The sequence below is a fragment of the Pseudomonas sp. TCU-HL1 genome (genome assembly GCF_001708505.1).
Taxonomy (GTDB): Bacteria; Pseudomonadota; Gammaproteobacteria; order Pseudomonadales; family Pseudomonadaceae; genus Metapseudomonas.
Window position 1 is genome coordinate 438,517 of the sequence record NZ_CP015992.1, and the last position, 21,527, is coordinate 460,043.

The following is a 21,527-nucleotide window of genomic DNA, read 5'->3' on the forward strand; positions in this document are numbered from 1 at the left end:
AACCGCCATGCTGCACATCTTCTGTCCTTACTGTGGCGAGCTGCGCTCCGAAGAGGAATTCCATGCCAAGGGCCAGGCGCACATCCCGCGTCCCCTGGACCCCAACGCCTGCACCGACGAGGAGTGGGGCGACTACATCTTCTTCCGCGACAACCCGCGCGGCATCCACCACGAGCTGTGGGTGCACGCCGCCGGCTGCCGCAAGTATTTCAACGCCACGCGCCACACCGTGAGCTACGAGATCCTCGAAACCTACAAGATCGGTGAGAAGCCCACTGTCACCGAGGCCAACGTCGGCGAGAAGAAAGCCGCGACCGCAGGAGTAACGGCATGAGCCAGGTCAACCGTCTTCCCAAGGGCGGCCGCGTCGATCGCAGCCAGCCGCTGACCTTCACCTTCAACGGCGAGAACTTCCAGGGGTTCGCCGGTGATACCCTGGCCGCCGCCTTGCTGGCCAACGGCGTCGACATCGTTGGCCGCAGCTTCAAGTACTCCCGTCCGCGCGGCATCGTCGCCGCCGGTGCCGAAGAGCCCAACGCCGTGCTGCAACTCGGTTCCACCGAGAGCGCCCAGGTGCCCAACGTGCGCGCCACCCAGCAGGCGCTGTACGCGGGCCTGGTGGCCAGCAGCACCAACGGCTGGCCGAGCGTGAACAACGACGTGATGGGCATTCTCGGCAAGGTCGGCGGCAAGATGATGCCGCCCGGGTTCTACTACAAGACCTTCATGTACCCGCAGAACCTGTGGCTGACCTACGAGAAGTACATCCGCAAGGCGGCTGGCCTCGGTCGTTCGCCGCTGGAAGTCGACCCGGACATCTACGACCACATGAACCAGTACTGTGACGTGCTGGTGGTCGGTGCCGGCCCGGCGGGCCTGGCCGCTGCCCTGGCCGCCGCTCGCAGCGGTGCCCGTGTGATCCTGGCTGACGAACAGGAAGAGTTCGGCGGCAGCCTGCTGGATACCCGCGAAACCCTGGACGGCAAGCCCGCTTCCGAGTGGGTGGCCAAGGCTATCGCCGAGCTGGAGAAACTGCCGGAAGTGACCCTGCTGCCGCGCGCCACGGTGAACGGCTACCACGACCACAACTTCCTCACCATCCACCAGCGCCTGACCGATCACCTCGGCGAAGTCGCCCCCCGTGGCCAGGCTCGTCACCGCGTCCATCGCGTCCGCGCCAAGCGCGTGGTGCTGGCCGCCGGCGCCCACGAGCGTCCGCTGGTGTATTCCAACAACGACGTGCCGGGCAACATGCTCGCCGGCGCCGTATCCACCTACGTGAACCGCTACGGCGTGGCCCCGGGCCGCCAGCTGGTGCTGTCCACCAACAACGACTACGCCTACCGCGTGGTGCTGGATTGGCTCGACGCCGGCCAGCAGGTGGTGGCCGTGGCCGATGCCCGCAGCAACCCGCGCGGCGCCTGGGTGGAAGAAGCCCGCGCCCGTGGCGTGCGCATCCTCACCGGCAGTGCCGTGGTCGAGGCCCGTGGCAGCAAGCGCGTCAGCGGTGCCCGCATCTGCGCCATCGACCTGAAGAACCACAAGGTCACCAGCCCCGGCGAAGTGGTGGACTGCGACCTGATCGTCAGCTCCGGCGGCTACAGCCCGGTGGTACACCTGGCGTCCCACCTGGGCGGCAAGCCGATCTGGCGTGAAGACATCCTCGCCTTCGTTCCCGGCGAAGGTTTCCAGAAGCGTCACTGCGCCGGCGCCGTGAATGGCGTGTTTGGCCTGGGCGATGCCCTGGCCGACGGTTTCGAAGCGGGCGCCAAGGCCGCCACCGAAGCGGGCTTCAAGGCGGTCGAAGGCAGCCTGCCGAAGACCGAGAAGCGCAAGGAAGAGGCCACCGTGGCGCTGTTCCAGGTGCCCCACGACAAATCCACCTCCCGTGCGCCGAAGCAGTTCGTCGACCTGCAGAACGACGTCACCTCTGCCGGTATCGAGCTGGCGACCCGCGAGGGCTTCGAGTCGGTCGAGCACGTCAAGCGCTACACCGCGCTGGGCTTCGGTACCGACCAGGGCAAGCTGGGCAACATCAACGGCCTGGCCATCGCCGCCCGCTCGCTGGGCATTAGCATCACCGAGATGGGCACCACTATGTTCCGCCCGAACTACACCCCGGTGACCTTCGGCGCCGTGGCGGGCCGTCACTGTGGCCACCTGTTCGAGCCCAAGCGTTACACCGCCATGCACCGCTGGCACCTGGAGCAGGGCGCGGAGTTCGAAGACGTCGGCCAGTGGAAGCGCCCCTGGTACTTCCCCAAGCGTGGCGAAGACATGCACGCCGCCGTGGCCCGCGAATGCAAGGCCGTGCGTGACAGCGTGGGCATCCTCGATGCCTCCACCCTGGGCAAGATCGACATCCAGGGCCCGGATGCGCGCGAGTTCCTCAACCGCGTGTACACCAACGCCTGGACCAAGCTGGACGTGGGCAAGGCCCGCTACGGCCTGATGTGCAAGGAAGACGGCATGGTCTTCGACGACGGCGTGACCGCCTGCGTCGGCGAGAACCACTTCATCATGACCACCACCACCGGCGGCGCCGCCCGCGTAATGGAATGGCTGGAGATCTACCACCAGACCGAATGGCCGGAGCTGAAGGTGTACTTCACCTCGGTCACCGACCACTGGGCCACCATGACCCTGTCCGGCCCCAACAGCCGCAAGCTGTTGGCCGAAGTCACCGACATCGACCTGGACAAGGATGCCTTCCCCTTCATGACCTGGAAGGAAGGCCAGGTGGGTGGCGTACCGGCACGGGTGTTCCGCATCTCCTTCACCGGTGAGCTGTCCTACGAAGTCAACGTGCAGGCCGACTACGCCCTGGGCGTGTGGGAAAAAATCGTCGAGGCCGGCAAGAAGTACAACCTGACCCCCTACGGCACTGAAACCATGCACGTACTGCGGGCCGAGAAGGGCTTCATCATCGTCGGTCAGGACACCGACGGCTCGGTGACCCCGGACGACCTGAACATGGGCTGGTGCGTTGGCCGCAGCAAGGCCTTCTCCTGGATCGGCTGGCGCGGCATGAACCGTGAGGACTGCGTGCGCGAAGACCGCAAACAGCTGGTGGGCCTCAAGCCCATCGACCCGAACAAGGTGCTGCCGGAAGGTGCCCAGCTGGTGTTCGATCCGAAGCAGTCCATCCCGATGAAGATGGTCGGCCACGTCACCTCCAGCTACATGAGCTCGACCATGGGCTATTCCTTCGCCATGGCCGTGGTCAAGGGCGGCCTGAAACGCATGGGCGAGCGCGTGTTCGCGCCGCTGGCCGATGGCAGTGTGATCGAAGCCGAAATCTGCAGCTCCGTGTTCTATGACCCGAAAGGGGACCGCCAGAATGTCTAACGTGAACGTCTACAAACAGCGCCCCGACTCCGCCCACGCCGAATCGCCGCTGTACCACGCCGGCCTCGACGAGGCGGCACGCAAAGGCAAGAGCAGCGCAGGGGTGACCCTGCGCGAGAAGAAACTCCTCGGCCATCTGGTGATCCGTGGCGACGCCAAGGACCCGGCCTTCGCCGGCGGCGTGCACAGCGCCCTGGGCCTTGAGCTGCCGGTGGCACTGACCCTGGTGGCCAGCGGCGACACCTCGCTGCAGTGGCTGGGGCCGGACGAGTGGCTGCTGATCGTGCCGAGCGGCCAGGAGTTCGAGGTCGAACAGCGCCTGCGCAAGGCGCTGGAGGGCCAGCACATTTCCGTGGTCAACGTCAGCGGCGGCCAGACCATCCTCGAGCTCTCCGGGCCCAAGGCCCGCGAGGTGCTGATGAAGTCGACGCCTTATGACGTGCACCCGAGCAACTTCCCGGTGGGCAAGGCCGTGGGCAGCAACTTCGCTAAGGCCTCGCTGGTGATCCGCCACACCGGCGAAGACACCTGGGAACTGCTGATCCGCCGCAGCTTCTCCGACTACTTCTGGCTCTGGCTGCAGGATGCCAGCGCCGAGTTCGGACTGGCGGTGAAGGCCTGAAATAGCCCCTCTCCCCTTGGGAGAGGGGTTGGGGTGAGGGACGCCCCGCAGCACGCGGACCTGCCCTCACCCCCGGCCCCTCTCCCGCAAGCGGGAGAGGGGAGATATGACATCGGAGTCCGCATATGAGCCGCACCCCCGATACCTGGATTCTCACCGCCCAATGCCCGAGCGTGCTCGGTACCGTGGATGCGGTGACGCGCTTTCTCTTCGAGCAGCGCTGCTACGTCACCGAGCACCACTCCTTTGATGACCGGCTGTCTTCGCGCTTCTTCATCCGCGTCGAGTTCCGCCAGCCGGACGACTTCGACGAGCAGGCCTTCCGTGCCGGCCTGGCCGAGCGCCTTGCCCCCTTCGACATGCAGCTGGAACTGACGCCGCCGGGCTATCGCGCCAAGGTGGTGCTGATGGTCTCCAAGGCCGACCACTGCCTGAACGACCTGCTCTATCGCCAGCGCATCGGCCAACTGGCCATGGACGTGGTGGCGGTGGTGTCCAACCACCCGGACCTGGAACCGCTCGCCCGTTGGCACGGCATTCCCTACCACCACTTCCCCCTCGATCCTAACGACAAGCCGGCGCAGGAGCGTCGTGTGCTGCAGGTGATCGAGGAATCCGGCGCCGAGCTGGTGGTGCTCGCCCGCTACATGCAGGTGCTGTCGCCCGAGCTGTGCAAGAAGCTGGATGGCTGGGCGATCAACATCCATCACTCGCTGTTGCCCGGCTTCAAGGGCGCCAAGCCCTACCACCAGGCCTACCAGAAGGGGGTCAAGCTGGTGGGGGCCACGGCGCATTACATCAATAACGACCTGGACGAAGGCCCGATCATCGCCCAGGGCGTCGAAGCGGTGGATCACGCGCACTACCCCGAAGACCTGATCGCCAAGGGCCGCGACATCGAGTGCCTGACCCTGGCCAAAGCCGTGGGCTACCACATCGAACGCCGGGTGTTCCTCAACGCCAACCGCACGGTGGTGCTTAACGCTTGAGGCGTTTCTCCCTCTCCCTTCAGGGAGAGGGCCGGGGAGAGGGTGCGCCTTCTTCCTCCAGAGCAATGGTGCGCACGGCGCACCCTACTTTCACGGAACCCGCCTCTGCCAGGTTTCACCGGCGCGTTCCGGCAACAGATGCAAGCTCCAGTGCAAGGCCGCGCGGCCGTCGGTCGCGCCTTTGTGTTCACAACAACAACGGAGAATTACGCATGTCTGGTAATCGTGGTGTCGTTTATCTCGGTTCGGGCAAGGTCGAAGTCCAGAAGATCGACTACCCCAAAATGCAGGACCCCCGCGGCAAGAAGATCGAACACGGGGTCATCCTCAAAGTCGTCTCCACTAACATCTGCGGCTCGGACCAGCACATGGTGCGCGGCCGTACCACCGCCCAGGTCGGCCTGGTGCTCGGCCACGAGATCACCGGTGAGGTGATCGAGAAAGGCCGTGACGTGGAGAACCTGCAGATCGGCGACTTGGTATCCGTACCCTTCAACGTGGCCTGCGGCCGCTGCCGCTCCTGCAAGGAGCAGCACACCGGCGTGTGCCTGACCGTCAACCCGGCCCGCGCCGGCGGTGCCTACGGCTACGTCGACATGGGCGACTGGACCGGTGGTCAGGCCGAGTATGTGCTGGTGCCCTACGCCGACTTCAACCTGCTGAAACTGCCGAACCGCGACAAGGCCATGGAGAAGATCCGTGACCTGACCTGCCTCTCCGACATCCTGCCCACCGGCTACCACGGCGCGGTCACCGCCGGCGTCGGCCCGGGCAGCACCGTGTATGTCGCCGGTGCCGGCCCCGTTGGTCTGGCTGCTGCCGCCTCGGCCCGCCTGCTGGGCGCCGCCGTGGTCATCGTTGGCGACCTCAACCCCGCCCGCCTGGCCCACGCCAAGGCCCAGGGCTTCGAGATCGCCGACCTGTCGCTGGACACCCCGCTGCACGAGCAGATCGCCGCGCTGCTGGGCGAGCCGGAAGTGGATTGCGCAGTGGATGCGGTGGGCTTCGAAGCTCGCGGCCACGGCCATGAAGGCGCCAAGCACGAAGCCCCGGCTACCGTGCTCAACTCGCTGATGCAGGTCACCCGCGTGGCCGGCAAGATCGGTATCCCCGGCCTCTACGTCACCGAAGACCCGGGTGCGGTGGATGCCGCTGCCAAGATCGGCGCCCTGAGCATCCGCTTCGGCCTCGGTTGGGCGAAATCCCACAGCTTCCACACCGGCCAGACCCCGGTGATGAAGTACAACCGCGCGCTGATGCAAGCGATCATGTGGGACCGCATCAACATCGCCGAAGTGGTGGGCGTGCAGGTCATCAGCCTGGACCAGGCCCCCAATGGCTACCACGAGTTCGATGCCGGCGTACCGAAGAAATTCGTCATCGACCCGCACAAGACCTTCAGCGCGGCCTGAACGACTGCAATACCCCCGACGCCGTGGGTGTGACAGCCGCGGCGTCTGTCCCTCAAGGGGCCCTTCGGGGCCCCTTTTTTTGTTTGTCTCCCCTCTCCCTCCGGGAGAGGGGCCTGGGGTGAGGGAAGTCGGGTCCCGCTGGATGCCACCCTCTCCCCAACCCTCTCCCTGAAGGGAGAGGGGGCAGGCGGTTCATTCCTCCTCCACCTCCACAAACCGCTCCAGATCGACCACCTCCAGTTTGATCCGCCCGACGAAGGCAGAGAACGCCAGCGCGGCCGCCAGGCGGCGCAGGTCGGAAGCCCAGGGCGGTACGAAACGAGGCTGTTCCAGCCAACCGGATTCGAACGGCGGCGCCATACGCACAACATCGCCCGCGCTCATGCGCCCGGCGAACAGCTGGCGCAGCAACTCCGGACGGTTGTCGCGTACCGCGACCCGTAGCAGGGTATGCACGCCGAGCATGCCGATCACGTAGCAGGCGTCCTTGGTGAAGGCGCCGCCGCCATGCACATCGGCGCCACGGAAGACCCGCTGGGTCGAGCGGAAGGACTCCTCTTCCGACTGCCCGGCCTCCAGGAAGCCCTTGAACACCTCGATGAAGTCGGCGCCGTCGAGTGCCTGTTGCACCGCTACCACTCGCAGGGCAACGCGGCGCAGGCGCTGGATGTCGATGCTGCCGGTGAGCAGCTCGGCCAGCATGGCGATGCCTTCCTGGGTCAGGGTGGTGCGCGGCGCGCCCAGGGCCAGGCTGGTCAGGCGCGTCTGGGCGCGTCCGTTCAGCGCTGTGGCGACGTGTACGAAGGCTTCGTGCTGGAGCAGCTGCGCCTTGTCCAGCTCTGAGAAGCGCGCCGAGGCCCGCAGGCGGATGCGCGTGGCACCGGCGATGGCCTTGGACGCGAGGTCCGGGTCCAATACTACGCGCACCTGGCCTGGGCCGAAGAAGGCGTCCACCTCGGTGCGCATCCAGGCGGCGAAGTCCTCGGCCGGGATCGTCGCTTCGGTGGCGGGAATGCAGCGGCTGTCCAGCAGGGCGTCAGTGGTGTCGAGGAAGAAGCGCGCTGCATCCAGCGGAGTCATTTTCTGCCGCTCGTAATAGTGGTCGGGCCGCTGGTAGAGGCGTGCGGAATAGTCGGTGAAGGCCGACGTGCCGATGGCGCCCAGCATGCGCCCGGCGCAGGCATAGCTGCGGGCGGTGGCGGCGAGGAAGGCGCCGGCCGGATGGCCCACGTCGCACTGGTTGGCGAGGGTTTCCAGGGCTACGATCTGCGCACCGTGATCCCGAGGTTTCAACGACACGTCCGGGAGTTTCGGACGACCGGCCCGCCAGTCGGCAAGGAAGCGCTCCTCGATCCCATCCGGCCAGGCGATGGCTTCGAGCACGCGGATCTTGCGCGCAAGGCCGGGGATGGCAGCATCGAGTTCGGCGATGCGGGATTCGTTCATGGCTACGGGCCGGGGAGGGTGGTCTTTGAAGGCTAGTTCACGGCAGGCGTGTGCAGGTCCGGTAGGGTGCGCCGTGCGCACCGAGACTCACGCGCGGGATCCCGGTGCGCACAGCGCACCCTTGTATCTCGACTACCACCCTCTCAAGGGGTGATAGTCCCCGACTGATCATCGGGGGAGAGCCAGGAAGCCGTGTCCACCCTTAGGCCTCGAGCCCGACCCGTAGATAGTGCCCTGGCCCTCCACACTCACTCAGATAGCTCGAACGGTATCTAGAGCCCACTTCAAGTGAGAGCTCGCATTCACAAGGCCGGGCCGGGTGCAGTGATGATCACTCTGGATGGATTGAGGAGGTTGCATGTCCAGCATCGTCGGCATTGACATTGCCAAGCACAGTTTCGATATCGCCACCCTGCAGGCCAACGGCAAGTACCGCAGCAAGGCCAAGCTGATCAACGCCGCAGAGGGCTTTCAGGTGTTGCAGGAGTGGTTGAACAAGCACAGCGAACCTGGGGCCTGGATCGTGATGGAGGCGACGGGTACCTACCACGAGGCGCTGGCTGAGCACTTTTACGCGCTGGGCTACCGGATTTGCGTGATGAATCCTGCGCAGATTGCCTATTACGCGCGAAGCCAGTTGCAACGGGTCAAGACGGATCAGGTCGACGCCAAGCTGATTGCCAGCTACGGCGAGCACCATCAAGATGAGCTGCGCGCCTGGCAACCCGAGCCTGCCGCGATCCGCCGTCTGCGTGCCCTGGTGCGGCGCCTGCAGGATCTCAAGGAGATCGAGCAGATGGAGCGCAATCGTCTGGGGGTGGCCGATGCCAGCGTGCAAGAGTCGATTCACTCAGTGCTGCAGCGTGTCGAAGAGCAGATTGCCGAGACCCTGAAAACCATCCGCGACCATATCGATGATGATCCAGACCTGCGGGGTAAACGCGATCTGCTGACCAGCATCGATGGTATCGGCGAGCAGACTGCCGCCCTGCTCCTGGCGGAACTGGGTGATCCGCTGCAGTTCGAGAGCGCGCGAGCGATCACTGCCTTTGCCGGGCTGAATCCGAAGCTACAGGATTCGGGTAAGCATAAAGGGCACGTACGCATTTCCCGTGTGGGCTCAGCGCGGCTACGCGCGGGCCTGTACATGCCGGCGATCACCTCGATGACCCACAACCCCGCGATCAATGCCCTGGCACAGCGCCTGCGCGCCCGCGGTAAGGCCGGAAAGCAGATCGTCTGCGCGGCCATGCGCAAGCTGTTGCATATCGCCTATGGCGTACTGAAATCCGGCCAGCCATTCGATGCCCAACTGGCCCTTGCCCGGGGCTAAACAAGACGGTATCTACGGGGATGTCCGGGGGCGACGCCAAGCAACCGACGGACTGCCGGGAACACCGTCCCGGTTGCTGCAGTCATAAGGCCGAGTCTCCACTCACAGTCCGGTACGTAGTGTTCCGGCGCGGACTTTTCCTTGAGGTCGACCTATGCACATTCCCCGAAGCCTGACCCTGGCCGCGCTGCTCAGCCTGGCCGCCAGCCCGGTGTTCGCCGTTACCCTGGGCGATGTCGTTGCCGCCGCTGCCAGCGGTGCCCCAACGCCTGGGTGGTCTACGACCTGTTCCATGAGGTGGCCAAATACGGCCGAGAAGTGATCGACCACGTGCGGGCGGATGAGGCCAATCAACTGCGCCACGACAAACCCTCCTCAATGTCAGATGATGCCTAACAAGACCGCTTTGACTGCGGCAGCTGTTCTATTGGTGACATCCATTTTTTGCATGATGCTTACAGCGTGATAGGTGACTGTTCGCTCGGTTATCCCCAGTAACTGCCCTATGACTTCTCCGGTTTTTCCGTCGGCAATCCATTTCAGTATCTCTATTTCCCGCAAACTCAACGCCTCATGAAGACGTGGAGGGTGCGCGGGCATCAGCACCTCCGATACGCAGGCGTGTACCTCTCTGACCAGAGATGACATCCTGGCTTCTTTGCTATCCAGCTCCTTTCTGGAAATAGGGATCGCGCTGCGTGATAACGAAACGAATCCCTTGCTGCATGGGGTTGCCCAAGAGGACTGTGTCCATCCATGACTAAGTCCAAATGCCTTTGCATGCTCGTACAGGGTCCGGTTTGAGCTGAAGCTTTGCTCCGACCAAGTAATTGGGGAATTGGAACTCAGACAGTGCTTGATAATGGGGTCAGATGCGAAATAGTTATTCTGCTCGTACTCCTTGTTCCAAGCCTCGGGGTAGTTATTCAACGTGAAAACGCGGGGGGCGGTGATGGGTATTGAATAGCGCAAGCGGTAGGATATGAACTCGAAATCCAGTGCTAAGGATTTTTTTTAGAGTTTCAACAATGGTCGAGGTGTCCCTTTTTTTGACAGCGTTGTAGAGATCCAAAGTAGATGAAATCATATAACGTCCTGTTATTTGCTGTTGTAAAACCTGGGTTCAGTCTGTGGAGCAGTACAAGATATTTTTAGTGCGGTGGATGGGTTTTAATTGATTTCGTCGTGCTAAAGCACTGGCGGCTGCTCAGCTCGCAGACGATGAAAGGTGGATACCCAGCATGATGAGATCAAAGTCCTGATTCCTCACTTTCGCGACCTTGGGGAAATAGCCCCAGCGCTCGAATCCAAACTTTTTGAACAGGCGGATACTGCCAGTATTGTGTGCAAAAGCAGTGGTGGCAAATGTATCTATACCCAGCGCTGAAGCCTGATTGATTGCGAAATCCAGCAGCAAGGAGCCCACGCCCTTTCCTTGATACTGCGGGTGTATGTACACTCCCATATCCGATGTTCTGAAGTACCCGGGACGTTCGTTCATGAAGTAAGACAGCGCAAGGTAGCCGATTGCCTTAATCCGGCCGTCAGCGGTGTCTTCAGCTACCCACACAGGACGCCGGCTACCGATATGTGCGGCAAGCCAGTCACGCCATTGCTCGGCGGGAATAGGGGAGACATCGCAGGTACTATTGCCCTCGGCAATTGCAAAATTGTAGATCGCAACAATGTCTTCTAGGTCCGACATGAGCGCTGGACGCAGTTGGATATTAGTAGGCATGATCAGTCGTTTTCTCGAAGTCAAGCGAGAAGAAACCGGAACACACCTGTGCAACAGACCCGATCAATGTGCTGCTGCCATCACGGTCCAGAAACAGCGATACGTTGCCGCCGGGCATCTTGATCAGGGCACTATCCTCTACCAAGCCCATTTCGAAGCACACGGCCATGGCGGCACAGGCACCGCCGCCGGATGCTTGCGTAAGCCCCGCTCCAGGCTCCCAGCATGTCAGTTCTATGCAGTTATCCTGAATCGACTTCGCAAGAAGTAGATTGCAACGCGGGGGCAGGATATCCAGCGCGGTAATTTCAGGGACGAGCGTTGACAGTTCAAGGGTATTGGCGGTGCGAGGAATAAAAACGCCGTAGGGATTTGTGATGTTCACGCAGGACAGTGAAAACTCATGACCCGCCAGCATGACCAGCTTATCGAATATCACCTCTGGACGTTGCCCGGTTGATGCGCTCTTTTCGAATTCAAATGAATAACTTCCCATGTTCACCACGAACTGGTTGCCCGCGGAGGTTTTATGAACCTCCACAAGGTGCTTTTCTGGAAGTAGCGCAATGCGTACGGTATTGGATTGGCAGTAATCGTGGTCAATAAGATAGCGAGAGAAAATACGCAAGCCATTACCGCTTCTGGCGCACGTACTACCGTCGGAATTGTAAGTGAACAGGCCAAGGCCTCCCCCTTTCAGGTGAGGGCTATGTAAAATTCCGTCGGCACCAATACCTGTTCTGCGATCGCAGATCTTCTTGATGTTCTCTGGCGTCATCGGGAGGGTTACTCTATTCGGGTCAATGACAATATAATCATTGCCTTGGGCAGCATATTTTATGAAGTCCATGTCTATTGCTCTAGTATGTAATTCCTTGGTTTTCCGGAAGTGCCAGCATGATGTTCATGTTTTGAATGGCTGCGGTCGCTGCGCCTTTACCGAGATTGTCGAGTTTGGCGAGTAGTATCAGTCGACCAGTCTTGTAAAAAGAGTGGTCCGCCAGAACATGCAAATAGATAGTATTGGATCCAACTTTTACCTGGGTGTCGATTGTTGATCCGGCCAGCACTTGGGAGACAGTTACAAATGGCTCGTTGGAATAGTAAGACGTCAGTGTTTGCAAAATATTTAAGGCGCTGGACAAATGTTCCTGATGTAGCGGGATCATGACGACCATGCCCTGGTAGAAACTCCCAACGCTGGGAAGGAACACCGGGGGCTCTTTCAGTCCTGTGTAGAAAATAATTTCCGGCAGGTGTTTATGTGCGAGTTCAAGGCCATAGAAGAGCATATCGCCAGTGCTGTCAGAGGCCTCGTACTTATCGATCATGGTACTACCACCACCGGAATAGCCGGAGACAGCATGGATCGAGATCTGTGCCTCTCGGTCAATCAGTTGGTGTTGGATCAATGGATTGAGCAGCAATATCACGGCTGTTGCAAAACAGCCGGGGTTGGTAACCAGGCGTGCGTTCGCGATCAGCTGCCGTTGGCTTGCGCAAAGTTCTGGTAAACCATATATCCAATTCTCTGCCGTCCGATGGCATGAACTGGCATCAATGATTCGGGTCGCCGTCTCTTGAGCAATCAGAACCGCCTCCCGCGCAGCCGCGTCCGGTAAACACAGTATGCTAATATCAGCCTTGAGCATCAGTTCTCGTTTGGCTGCAGGGTCTTTTTTGTATTTCGCCTCAATACTCAATATTTCCACCCCGGGGTGAGTATCAAGTTGGCTACGGATCCTGAGGCCGGTAGTTCCATGCTCGCCGTCAATGAATATTTTTTTCAACATTTGAAAAGTTCGCTATAGGGCTAATACATCGAGAGTGGAAAACGGAATTGGTTTTTTATTCTTTGTAAGCCCTCTTTTAGCTCTTCCAGAGGCCGCGCGAAGGTCAGTCGCATACCGTGACGTTGCCCAAAGAGTTCAGCGGGCATGGTCAACACGCGTTCCTTCTCAAGTACCCGGCGGCAGAAGGCCAGTGAAGATTCGGAGGTGGTCAAATGCGCCCAGCAGAAGGGCGTATCTTCCGGGGGAACCAACTCGATCATTGGGAAACAATTTTTCGCCCATTGCTCGAGTGTCTCGAAGCCAGCCTGGCAAAGCTCTTTATAGGCTTGGATTCGGTGGTCATGTTCCTCGAGTATCTGAAGAGCGATACGCTCGCACAGCACAGAGTTGGAAATGGTTGTGAAATGTTTGTAATTCATAGCGTTGTCAATGAGCGCTTTATCACCACATATCCAGCCGATTCGAAGCCCAGGCGCACCATGGATCTTTGATATCCCTGAACTGATGATTATATTCACAGCCCGCCCGGCCAACGACTCGCGCGGATCGACCAGATACTCCTCGTCGACAATTACATATATACCTCGTGTGTGGGCTATATCGAGAATGGTCGTGAGTTCTTCGGGTTGTATTTTCTTGCCTGTCGGGTTGCACGGATTGTTCAGAATAATGGCTCTGGTAGTGGCCGTCAGCGCGTGGGTAATCGCATTCGAGGTCACCTTAAGATCACGGTTGTAATCGAGTATGGATACGTCACATGCAATGTCCTGGGGGACTCGCCATGCTTGTTTCCAGCCCGGAGTGAATGTGATGACATGATCTCCTGGACGCAATAATGTGCGGTAAAGGAGGTACAACGCCTCCTGCACACCATGTGCAATGCCAATCGAAGAAATATCAACGCCATAGAGCGCTGCTACTTTATTTCGCAACGCCAGGGCGCCGCGATCTGTACCGTAATCCAGCGCAGTTCTGGCGACAACTGGAAGGAACTGTTCAATGGTTATGCAGGGGGCATTGCTGTCCCCCAAGTCGATATCGTAGTTACCCAGGGCCTCTCGAAAAACCCAGTCTTGCATGCTGTGAGAACGATCCATCGTTGCTATCACCCTGAATGAGTTTATGAGCGTTGGACTTCGTTGAACGCATTTGCCCGCAGGTCGAATTCGTAGCTGTGCGGCACGGGCTTGAGATGGAATTCCATCTTCAGTAACAGCATCAGCGCAATCATCGAGCCGAACGAAGTTGCCATCAGGCAGGTAGCGCTCAGTGACGAGACTTTCCTGGCAGAAAAATCAAGTTGGGGCGAATCAATGTAGCGTTTGTGCAAGGCTGAGGGGGCCAGTGACTCTCCGAATTTTCGCAGTTTGTTTTCTTCGCTTGCCTGAGGGTCAATGCCTGCATAATCTTCGAAGGTCATGCCGTCGGGCATGAAAATGTGCGCCGTTACACCAAAAGCGACCGGGCAGCAGAGTACGACCGGGATATTTCTACGGCGCGCTTCCTGGTAAAGAAGTACACGGGGTTCGATCACGAAAAAGTCCAAGGTGTCACAAATTACGTCGACACCGTCGAGGTATTTATCGACGTTGGATTCACTCAGGAAGTCGACGCTATTCACTTGGATGGCGGGGTTGATGCAAAGGAGTCGCTCGGTAAGCACTTCGGAGTTCTTTCGGCCAATCGTGTGGGTCGAACAGCCGAACTGGCGATTCATGTTCTCAGGACCAAAGGTATCGGCATCGGCGATATTGATAGCGCCCACACCCATCCGGACCAAGCACTCGGCGTAGGTATAACCGGTTCCACCACAGCCCGGAATTGCAACGCGCTTTCCTTCCAGGGTCTGAATGTCAGCTTCGCTCACCAGACCAATCATGCGACTGAAAAGTACGTCACGGCTAAAGATGGTCTCATTACCCATCAGGACATTCCTTGTATTTATACAGTTGTGGATTCAATTACTTTGTTTTCGAACTCTTCTCCGTGCCAGCGCTCGGCCCAGGGAGAGAATGCGACCACGAAGATGTCCCGGTATCCGGTTTCTTCAAGCGCAGTTATTTCGGTGACGTCGTGCAGCAGTGTCTGGTCGTTCAATAAGGCAGCCTGACCTTCCCATACCGTTCCAACATAAAATGGCGTTGTATCCTGGGGGGTTCTGTAGAGTTTCATGACTGCACCCTGAATGCCCTCACGTTTAACCACGCCGATCATCACGAAAGAATGACCGTCGCGGTGGCGCCCCTCAGGTACCGTGATACCTTCCAATGAAGGTGTGACGATAACCCTGTATTGATGGACGTTAATTTGCCAGTCATGTGAAGGATCTAGAGGTATGCAGGTTGCGGCCTGTTCTATATAGGGGGTGAAGTCAACTTCCAGAGGTTCGTAGAATCGCTTGATACCACCGGCAACCGGGTTGTATTTGGAGAACGTCATGTAAGGGCGATGTTCGAGTTTTTCAAAGCTCCAACGTTCGTTGAATGACATTCGGTACTGTGAAAAACGTCTGAATCGGTTTGCATTCCCCATGTAAGGGTCCGCGACCAGGTGCGTGTAGCTTTCAATAATCTCGTTGCTGAACGGGGCCAGTTTGATGATTTGGTGATCATGCTCCATCACAGTCATGTTCTTCTCCGTTCAGACAGTCAGCGGGGTGGTGGTTGAAAGTTTTTTCGTGAGTTCGTCGAGGTAGCGCGCCGACGAGTTGATGCGCATGAGTGCACCTTTAGCGATCTCTTCGCCGATGCGCGGGTCTTGCTCGACCAGTGGTGCGACAACGTTATTGAACCAACCATTGGCGTGTTCGGTATCGATGTAGATATGCAAGTTGTGGTACTTCGCGCCATCGACGGGCAAGTTATTGCGCTTCCAGGCTTTTATTACGTGTTTGAAGCGACGTGGTGCGAGGTATTCGGTCACGCCAAAATACCCAACGGCCTTATAGAAGTGGCGTCGTGACAAGACCAGGCAGGCACTGAGGTTTCCCGACGCAATCGAGTTGGTCAGCATGTTGCGGGAGAAGTCATGGGGTGTGGCGCCGACCGCTTCCAGTGTCTCGAAGAATATTCGGGAATGAACCTCGGCGGCCTGGCCATTCCCCATCTCGTCAAAGTAGTTTTTGGCGAGTTCAATCTTTTGCTCAACGGGAAGTCCGACTTGCATGAAGGCTAGAATGTCGTCAAATCGCGGATCCAGATTTGTTTCTTGGATCAAGTAATACTTCAAGTCTTCGGCGGTAGCGCGCTCACTGAGAAATTCGGTGTAGAACTCATGAACACTGGAAGGGCACTGTGAGATCAGTTTTTTCAACCACTTTACGTACTGTGTGCCTTGTGCTGGATAGTCCAGTGTGTTGGTCGGTCCGATTTCTCGAATCTCATGTTGAAGCATGGCGTCTTCGAGAATTGATAGTATTTCGCTCAGTATCGGGCGTGCTTCAATATCAATGTGGTCGAACTGGGTGCATTCGAATTCGTGACGGTAGATCAGGGACAGACACTGATGAAGCTGTGTCAGGGCATGGTCGTCCTGTTCGCTGTAGGCGCGGATGGCAAGGTTTTTTGCTGCGCGACAAAGTTGCTCGCGTTGCGCATGGTTGTTGTTGGCCGAAAACCATGGTTCTTTCGAATCCCACGCAGTTTTTAACCACGCCTGCAGGTTGATGATTTTTTCGTTCATCAGGATATTCCTTGTTGGTGTTTAGTTAAAATTAATTTCTTAGAGATTTGCAAAGCGCAGGTGCTGACTTGGCCAGTTGCGTATTTATTTTCAGCGAGTCAATGAAGTAGGGGTCTGCCAGGTCAGGAGGCAGAATAGCGTCGACAGGGCATTCAGGTTCGCACACACCGCATTCAATACAGGTGTGCGGGCAAATGACCAATTGCATTGGTACTTCACGGAATGCATCGACGGGACATACATCGACACAGCGCGTGGATTTACACGATACGCATTCAGCGGCCACCACGTATGGCATAAGACGTTCCTTCGTCATGTCAGGATTCGGCACTGCCTGGTGCGTCATTCAAGGGGTGCCGGTGGACATATAGTTTCGTCGTGGCGGAAGTGTGTCACCTGTAGAAAGATATAGTTTCGTTATTGCATGGCGTATGGCGGCGCTTGAATGGGTCTATTGGTCCTTTATTTGGGTGCGAATATTCTGGTTAACTTGTCCGTGCTGTCGGACACTTACTTTCGCATTTCTATATAGAGCTGCTAATATTCGCCTCGGCAGGGATATCAAAAGGAACGCCTATGTACCGTCTTTACTACTCACCGGGTGCCTGTTCGCTGGCGGTCCATATTTTACTGGAAGAACTGGAGTTGCCCTTCGAACTGGAGTTGCGTTCTGCATTGAAAGGCGTCGGACCCAGACACCTGAGTACTTGTCGATCAACCCCAAAGGTCGAGTACCCGCTCTGCAATCAAGTTCAGGGAACATCGGTGGCGTCAGCGGTGTCCTGACCGAACTGCCGGCCATATTGCTTTTTCTTGCTTTTCAGCATCCCGAAAGCCATCTCGTTCCACGCGAGCCTGGAGCGCTGGCACGTTGCGTCGAGTGGTTGAACTGGTTGTCGGGTACCGTTCATACGCTGGCATACGGCCAGATCTGGAGACCTCAGCGAGTCATTGATGATCCGGCGTGCTTTACCGATGTCGTGGCCAAGGGAATGAAGAATGTCGCGCGGGACTACGCCTTCATCGAACACCAGTTGCAGGCAATGCCCCTCACTGAAACCTACACCATCGTTCATCCCGTGCTTCTGGTGTTCTGGCTTTGGGGCAAATGGATCAATCTGGATATGAACGGAGAGTATCCGGTGTGGGCCCAAACCATTCGTCTTGTCGTCGAGCGACCGGCTGTTCGACGAGCGTTGGCTACCGAAGGTATTGATCTGAGCCTGTTCGCTTGATCATTCAGCCGGGCTCTATGCGCTGGGGCCGATCGGTATTTTTGGGTGTGTGGCACGCGGGTCGGTCGGCGGACTTGTCGTAGGGGCCAATTCTCTTGCCAAGCGGACCGAAGGTCTGCCTTGTGGGGGCGAGTGGGGTTTGCCGTACCGGCCTTGGCGAACGAACGCGCTCCCTCCAGGCGGGTCTCAGGTCGACGTTGCGTCGAACCGACGGACTGCCGGGAACACCGACCCTGGTGCCGCAGTCATAACGCCGAGTCTCCGCTCACAGTCCGGTACGTAGTGTTCCGGCGCGGACTTTTCCTTGAGGTCGACCTATGCACATTCCCCGAAGCCTGACCCTGGCCGCCCTGCTCAGCCTGGCTGCCAGCCCGGTGTTCGCCGTTACTCTGGGCGATGTCGTCGCCGCCGCTGCTGCCAGTGGTGCGGGCAGCCGGGAGGAGCAGGCGCCGGGTATTGCGCCCGCGGAATCGGCGGCGTTGCTGGAGCAGTTGGGCGGCCAGTTGCAGATCACCCCGGAACAGGCCCTGGGCGGCGCGGCCGCGCTCTTCGGCCTGGCGCGCAACAACCTGCCTGCTGACCAGTTCGCGCAACTCGACCAGGCGGTGCCAGGCGTTGGTGTGCTCACCGACCCCAATACCCGGGGCCTGCTCAGCAGCATCGGCGGACTGCTTGGACAGCAGGCGGGCAATACGGGGGCGCTGGGCAGTTCGCCGGGCGTGCTGGCGGGGCAGCCGATGAACAGCATGGCCGACGTCGGTCAGGCATTCGGTTCGCTGGGCATGGATAGCGGTCTGATCGGGCAGTTTGCGCCGCTGATCCTGTCCTTCCTGGGCCAGCAGGGTCTGGCCAACAACCTGCTGGAAAGCCTGGGCAATCTGTGGAAGTGGACCATTCCGCCAGTGACTCCGGGATTGCAGCAGGCGCCCGTGCAGCAGACCCCGGTACAGCAGATGCCCGTGCAGCCGGCGCCGGTGAACGGCCTGTCGACCTGAGCCCCGTTCGAGGCCTGCTCAGCGGGCCTCGCCCAGTTCCCCGCGCAATTGGCTGATGCGCGCATCCTTCTCTTGCCAGAGCTGGCTGACCCAGGTCTGCACGTACTGGCGGAATTCCCCGTCGTTCTCGTAATCACCCTGCCACAGGGCCGGGTCCAGTTCGCGCGTGCGGATGTCCATGATCACCCGTGGCACCCGGCCGGACAGCAGCGCCCAGAAACCGGGCACGCCCTTGCCGGGGTAAACGAGGGTGACGTCGAGGATGGCATCCAGCTGTTCACCTAGCACTGCCAGCACGAAGGCCACGCCGCCGGCCTTGGGTTTCAGCAGGTGCCGGTAAGGCGAGCCCTGCCTGGCATGCTTGGCAGGGGTAAAGCGCGTGCCTTCGAGGTAGTTCACCACGGTCACCGGCAGGCGCTTGAACTTCTCACAGGCGGCCTTGGTGATCTCCAGGTCCTTGCCTTTCATCTCCGGGTGCTTTTCGAGGAAGGCCTTGCTGTGGCGCTTCATGAAGGGATAGTCGAGCGCCCAGAAGGCCAGGCCGAGGAACGGCACCCAGATCAGTTCCTTCTTCAGGAAGAACTTGAAGTAGGGCGCCTTGCGGTTGAAGGCCTGGACCAGCGCGGGAATGTCCACCCAGGTCTGGTGGTTGCTGATGACCAGGTAGGAGGTGTCGCTGCGCAGGCCCTCGCCGCCACGGATGTCCCAGTGGGTGGGGGTCAGCAGGGAGAAGACGCGCTTGCAGTTTTCCGCCCAGGTTTCGGCGATCCACATCACGCCACGCGAGCAGGCATCGCGCAGTGGCTGGCCGGGCAGGATGAACTTGAGTAGGGCGATGGCCAGCATCGGGCCGATCAGGATCAGGGTGTTGAGCAACAGCAGCAGGGTGGTGGCGATTCCGGTCAGCAGTGGCCGCATGGGTCTTCGGCTCCTCGTCCTCTGGTGTGCGGGTCATGATACTCAGTCACCGCCGATGCGACGAGCGGTCGGCCCGGGATACGGGCGCCTGTATGTGCCGTGCCGGGGTGGATTATGCTGTCGCCCTGATATCGCCTGCCTTGCGAACTTCTCGTGCTGAAACGAATAGCCGTCACTGATCTGCGGATCGGCATGTACATTCAGGAACTGTGCGGCTCCTGGATGGACCATCCGTTCTGGAAAACCAGCTTCCTCCTCGCCAGCGGCAAGGACCTGCAACGTATCCAGGACAGCGCCGTGGGCGAGGTCTGGATCGACACCGCCAAGGGGCTGGACGTGGACGCGGGGGAAAGCGCCGAGCAGGTCGATGCCCAGGCCGAGAGCCAGCTGCAGTCGGCGCAGCAGCAGCCCCTGGCCGAAAGAGTCGAGCCCGTCAGCCTGGACGAAGAAGTGGGCCGCGCCCTGCGCCTGTGCGCCCGCTCCAAGCAGGCGCTGGTGGCGATGTTCAACGACGCCCGGCTCGGCCACGCGGTGGAGGTGGCCCAGGCCGAAGCCCTGGTGGAGCAGATCACCGAATCGGTGATCCGCCATCCCAATGCCCTGATCAGCCTGGCGCGGCTGAAAACCAGTGACGAATACACCTACATGCACTCGGTAGCCGTCTGCGCCCTGATGGTTGCCCTGGCGCGCCAACTCAGGATGGATGAGGAGCAGGTGCGCGAGGCAGGTCTGGCAGGCCTGCTCCACGACATCGGCAAGATGGCCGTGCCGCTGGAGTTGCTGAACAAACCGGGCAAGCTCACCGACGGCGAGTTCATCGAGATGCGCAAGCACCCCACGGCCGGGGCTCGCATCCTGCTGGACAGCCGCCAGGTCAGCGCTGCCATATTGGACGTCTGCCTGCACCACCATGAGAAGTACGACGGCTCGGGCTACCCGCACCGTCTGGCGGGCGAGAAGATCAGCCTGCTGGCGCGCATGGGGGCGATCTGCGACGTGTACGACGCCATCACCTCTGACCGCCCCTACAAGAAGGGCTGGAGCCCTGCCGAAGCGCTGCGCAAGATGGCCGAATGGACCAAGGGCCACTTCGACCCCCTGCTGTTCCAAGCCTTCGTCAAATCCGTTGGCATCTACCCCACCGGCTCGCTGGTCCGTTTGGAGAGCGGCCGTCTCGGCGTGGTGCTGGAGCAGCACCCCTCCTCGTTGCTCACGCCCTGGGTGAAAGTGTTCTTTTCGGCGCTCTCCAGGGGGCCCATTCCCCAGGAGGTGGTCGACCTGTCCAGGGGCGACCGCATCCTGAGCCGCGAGTCTCCGGAGGAGTGGGGTTTCAAGCAACTCGATGAACTCTGGAGCGGCGTGACAACGGGGCGCGGCTCCATCTTCGACTGAATTCGAACCATTGGCCGTCAGGCCAGTCCCAGAACCGTACCCCTCAACCAGGAGATGCTGCGTTGAAACCCCTGATTGCCCTGCTTGCCCTGGTGGCACTGCCCGCGATGGCCGCCCAGGAACCCACCCTCTACGGCCGCTATGAATACGTGCGTCTGCCGGAGATCGGCCAGACCCTCAAGGCCAAGATGGACACCGGCGCCCTGACCGCCTCGCTCTCGGCCAAGGACATCGAACTGTTCAAGCGCGACGGCGAGGAATGGGTGCGCTTCCGCCTGGCCACCAAGAGTGCGGATGAGACGCTGTACGAGCACCGTCTGTCGCGCATCAGCAAGATCAAGAACCGCGCCGATGAGTTGGGCGAAGAAGACGAGGCCCCCTCGGCGGAGATTTCCAAGCGTCCGGTGGTGGACATGGAAATGTGCCTGGGCGGCGTCAAGCGTACGGTGGAGGTCAACCTCACCGACCGCTCCAGCTTCAACTACCCGCTGCTGATCGGCGCCAAGGCCCTGCGCGAGTTCAAGGCCGCCGTCTACGCTGGACGCAAGTTCACTGCCGGCAAGCCTCAGTGCTGATTGACGGGGAGAGGGCCCTGCGGCACTTTCCCCTGTCACCTCCATGAGCC

Annotated in this window: 22 protein-coding genes; 11 read left to right on the forward strand and 11 right to left on the reverse strand. The window is 59.9% G+C overall.

Annotation, left to right across the window (positions count from 1 at the left end):
- Positions 1-7 precede the first annotated feature (7 nt).
- From THL1_RS01985 to fdhA, 5 genes are all read left to right on the forward strand, one after another.
- Complete coding sequence (locus THL1_RS01985; RefSeq protein ID WP_069081714.1) at positions 8-334, forward strand: sarcosine oxidase subunit delta; 327 nt, start codon at positions 8-10, stop codon at positions 332-334.
- A complete protein-coding gene (locus THL1_RS01990; RefSeq protein ID WP_069081715.1) occupies positions 331-3,348 on the forward strand; it encodes a sarcosine oxidase subunit alpha in 3,018 nt (1,005 codons plus the stop codon). The genes THL1_RS01985 and THL1_RS01990 overlap by 4 nt, the downstream gene beginning before the upstream one ends.
- Positions 3,341-3,970 carry a sarcosine oxidase subunit gamma gene (locus THL1_RS01995; RefSeq protein WP_069081716.1) on the forward strand — a complete coding sequence of 210 codons (630 nt, stop codon included), beginning with the start codon at positions 3,341-3,343 and terminating at the stop codon, positions 3,968-3,970. Before THL1_RS01990 ends, THL1_RS01995 begins: the two co-directional genes overlap by 8 nt.
- Positions 3,971-4,095: 125 nt before the next feature.
- On the forward strand, positions 4,096-4,959 hold the full coding sequence (gene purU, locus THL1_RS02000) for a formyltetrahydrofolate deformylase (protein WP_069081717.1): 864 nt from the start codon (positions 4,096-4,098) through the stop codon (positions 4,957-4,959).
- A 212-nt stretch (positions 4,960-5,171) separates the two neighbouring features.
- Positions 5,172-6,371 carry a formaldehyde dehydrogenase, glutathione-independent gene (gene fdhA, locus THL1_RS02005; RefSeq protein ID WP_069081718.1) on the forward strand — a complete coding sequence of 400 codons (1,200 nt, stop codon included), beginning with the start codon at positions 5,172-5,174 and terminating at the stop codon, positions 6,369-6,371.
- 192 nt (positions 6,372-6,563) lie between these two features.
- Here fdhA and THL1_RS02010 read toward each other — a convergent pair whose 3' ends face one another.
- Positions 6,564-7,817: a flavohemoglobin expression-modulating QEGLA motif protein gene (locus THL1_RS02010; RefSeq protein WP_069081719.1), complete on the reverse strand. Its 1,254-nt coding sequence runs from the start codon at positions 7,815-7,817 to the stop codon at positions 6,564-6,566.
- 358 nt (positions 7,818-8,175) lie between these two features.
- Here THL1_RS02010 and THL1_RS02015 point away from each other — a divergent pair, with 358 nt between their 5' ends.
- On the forward strand, positions 8,176-9,150 hold the full coding sequence (locus THL1_RS02015) for an IS110 family transposase (protein WP_069081544.1): 975 nt from the start codon (positions 8,176-8,178) through the stop codon (positions 9,148-9,150).
- A 154-nt stretch (positions 9,151-9,304) separates the two neighbouring features.
- Complete coding sequence (locus THL1_RS31540; RefSeq protein ID WP_422662523.1) at positions 9,305-9,472, forward strand: hypothetical protein; 168 nt, start codon at positions 9,305-9,307, stop codon at positions 9,470-9,472.
- Positions 9,473-9,531: 59 nt separating this feature from the next.
- Here THL1_RS31540 and THL1_RS30955 read toward each other — a convergent pair whose 3' ends face one another.
- The 9 genes from THL1_RS30955 to THL1_RS28645 form a co-directional block, all read right to left on the reverse strand.
- Complete coding sequence (locus tag THL1_RS30955; RefSeq protein ID WP_083245791.1) at positions 9,532-10,149, reverse strand: autoinducer binding domain-containing protein; 618 nt, start codon at positions 10,147-10,149, stop codon at positions 9,532-9,534.
- A gap of 208 nt (positions 10,150-10,357) precedes the next feature.
- Positions 10,358-10,888: a GNAT family N-acetyltransferase gene (locus tag THL1_RS02025; RefSeq protein WP_069081720.1), complete on the reverse strand. Its 531-nt coding sequence runs from the start codon at positions 10,886-10,888 to the stop codon at positions 10,358-10,360.
- Entirely contained in the window at positions 10,878-11,738 is an 861-nt protein-coding gene (gene dapF, locus THL1_RS02030) for a diaminopimelate epimerase (protein WP_069081721.1), read from the reverse strand. Before dapF ends, THL1_RS02025 begins: the two co-directional genes overlap by 11 nt.
- Before the next feature lie 10 nt (positions 11,739-11,748).
- On the reverse strand, positions 11,749-12,681 hold the full coding sequence (argC, locus tag THL1_RS02035) for an N-acetyl-gamma-glutamyl-phosphate reductase (protein WP_237234755.1): 933 nt from the start codon (positions 12,679-12,681) through the stop codon (positions 11,749-11,751).
- Positions 12,682-12,701: 20 nt separating this feature from the next.
- A complete protein-coding gene (locus THL1_RS02040; RefSeq protein WP_237234756.1) occupies positions 12,702-13,760 on the reverse strand; it encodes a pyridoxal phosphate-dependent aminotransferase in 1,059 nt (352 codons plus the stop codon).
- A gap of 41 nt (positions 13,761-13,801) precedes the next feature.
- Positions 13,802-14,605: a ThiF family adenylyltransferase gene (locus tag THL1_RS02045; protein ID WP_069081723.1), complete on the reverse strand. Its 804-nt coding sequence runs from the start codon at positions 14,603-14,605 to the stop codon at positions 13,802-13,804.
- 17 nt (positions 14,606-14,622) lie between these two features.
- Positions 14,623-15,309: a 2OG-Fe dioxygenase family protein gene (locus THL1_RS02050; RefSeq protein WP_069081724.1), complete on the reverse strand. Its 687-nt coding sequence runs from the start codon at positions 15,307-15,309 to the stop codon at positions 14,623-14,625.
- A 12-nt stretch (positions 15,310-15,321) separates the two neighbouring features.
- Positions 15,322-16,362, reverse strand: coding sequence for an iron-containing redox enzyme family protein (locus THL1_RS02055; RefSeq protein ID WP_069081725.1), 1,041 nt, complete (start codon positions 16,360-16,362; stop codon positions 15,322-15,324).
- Between the two features lie 31 nt (positions 16,363-16,393).
- Complete coding sequence (locus THL1_RS28645) at positions 16,394-16,708, reverse strand: ferredoxin family protein (protein ID WP_335721235.1); 315 nt, start codon at positions 16,706-16,708, stop codon at positions 16,394-16,396.
- A 361-nt stretch (positions 16,709-17,069) separates the two neighbouring features.
- On the opposite strand from THL1_RS28645, the gene THL1_RS02060 reads away from it, so the two are divergent.
- Positions 17,070-17,597 (forward strand): glutathione S-transferase family protein, encoded by a 528-nt coding sequence (locus THL1_RS02060; RefSeq protein WP_237234757.1) that lies wholly within the window; start codon positions 17,070-17,072, stop codon positions 17,595-17,597.
- A gap of 317 nt (positions 17,598-17,914) precedes the next feature.
- A complete protein-coding gene (locus THL1_RS02065; protein WP_069081726.1) occupies positions 17,915-18,592 on the forward strand; it encodes a DUF2780 domain-containing protein in 678 nt (225 codons plus the stop codon).
- An 18-nt stretch (positions 18,593-18,610) separates the two neighbouring features.
- Here the strand turns inward: THL1_RS02065 and THL1_RS02070 are convergent, their stop codons facing one another.
- Positions 18,611-19,510 (reverse strand): acyltransferase, encoded by a 900-nt coding sequence (locus THL1_RS02070; protein ID WP_069081727.1) that lies wholly within the window; start codon positions 19,508-19,510, stop codon positions 18,611-18,613.
- A gap of 153 nt (positions 19,511-19,663) precedes the next feature.
- Between THL1_RS02070 and THL1_RS02075 the strand changes: the two genes are divergently transcribed.
- A complete protein-coding gene (locus THL1_RS02075; protein ID WP_069081728.1) occupies positions 19,664-20,902 on the forward strand; it encodes an HD-GYP domain-containing protein in 1,239 nt (412 codons plus the stop codon).
- Positions 20,903-20,964: 62 nt separating this feature from the next.
- Positions 20,965-21,477 carry an ATP-dependent zinc protease gene (locus THL1_RS02080; protein WP_069081729.1) on the forward strand — a complete coding sequence of 171 codons (513 nt, stop codon included), beginning with the start codon at positions 20,965-20,967 and terminating at the stop codon, positions 21,475-21,477.
- Positions 21,478-21,527 lie beyond the last annotated feature (50 nt).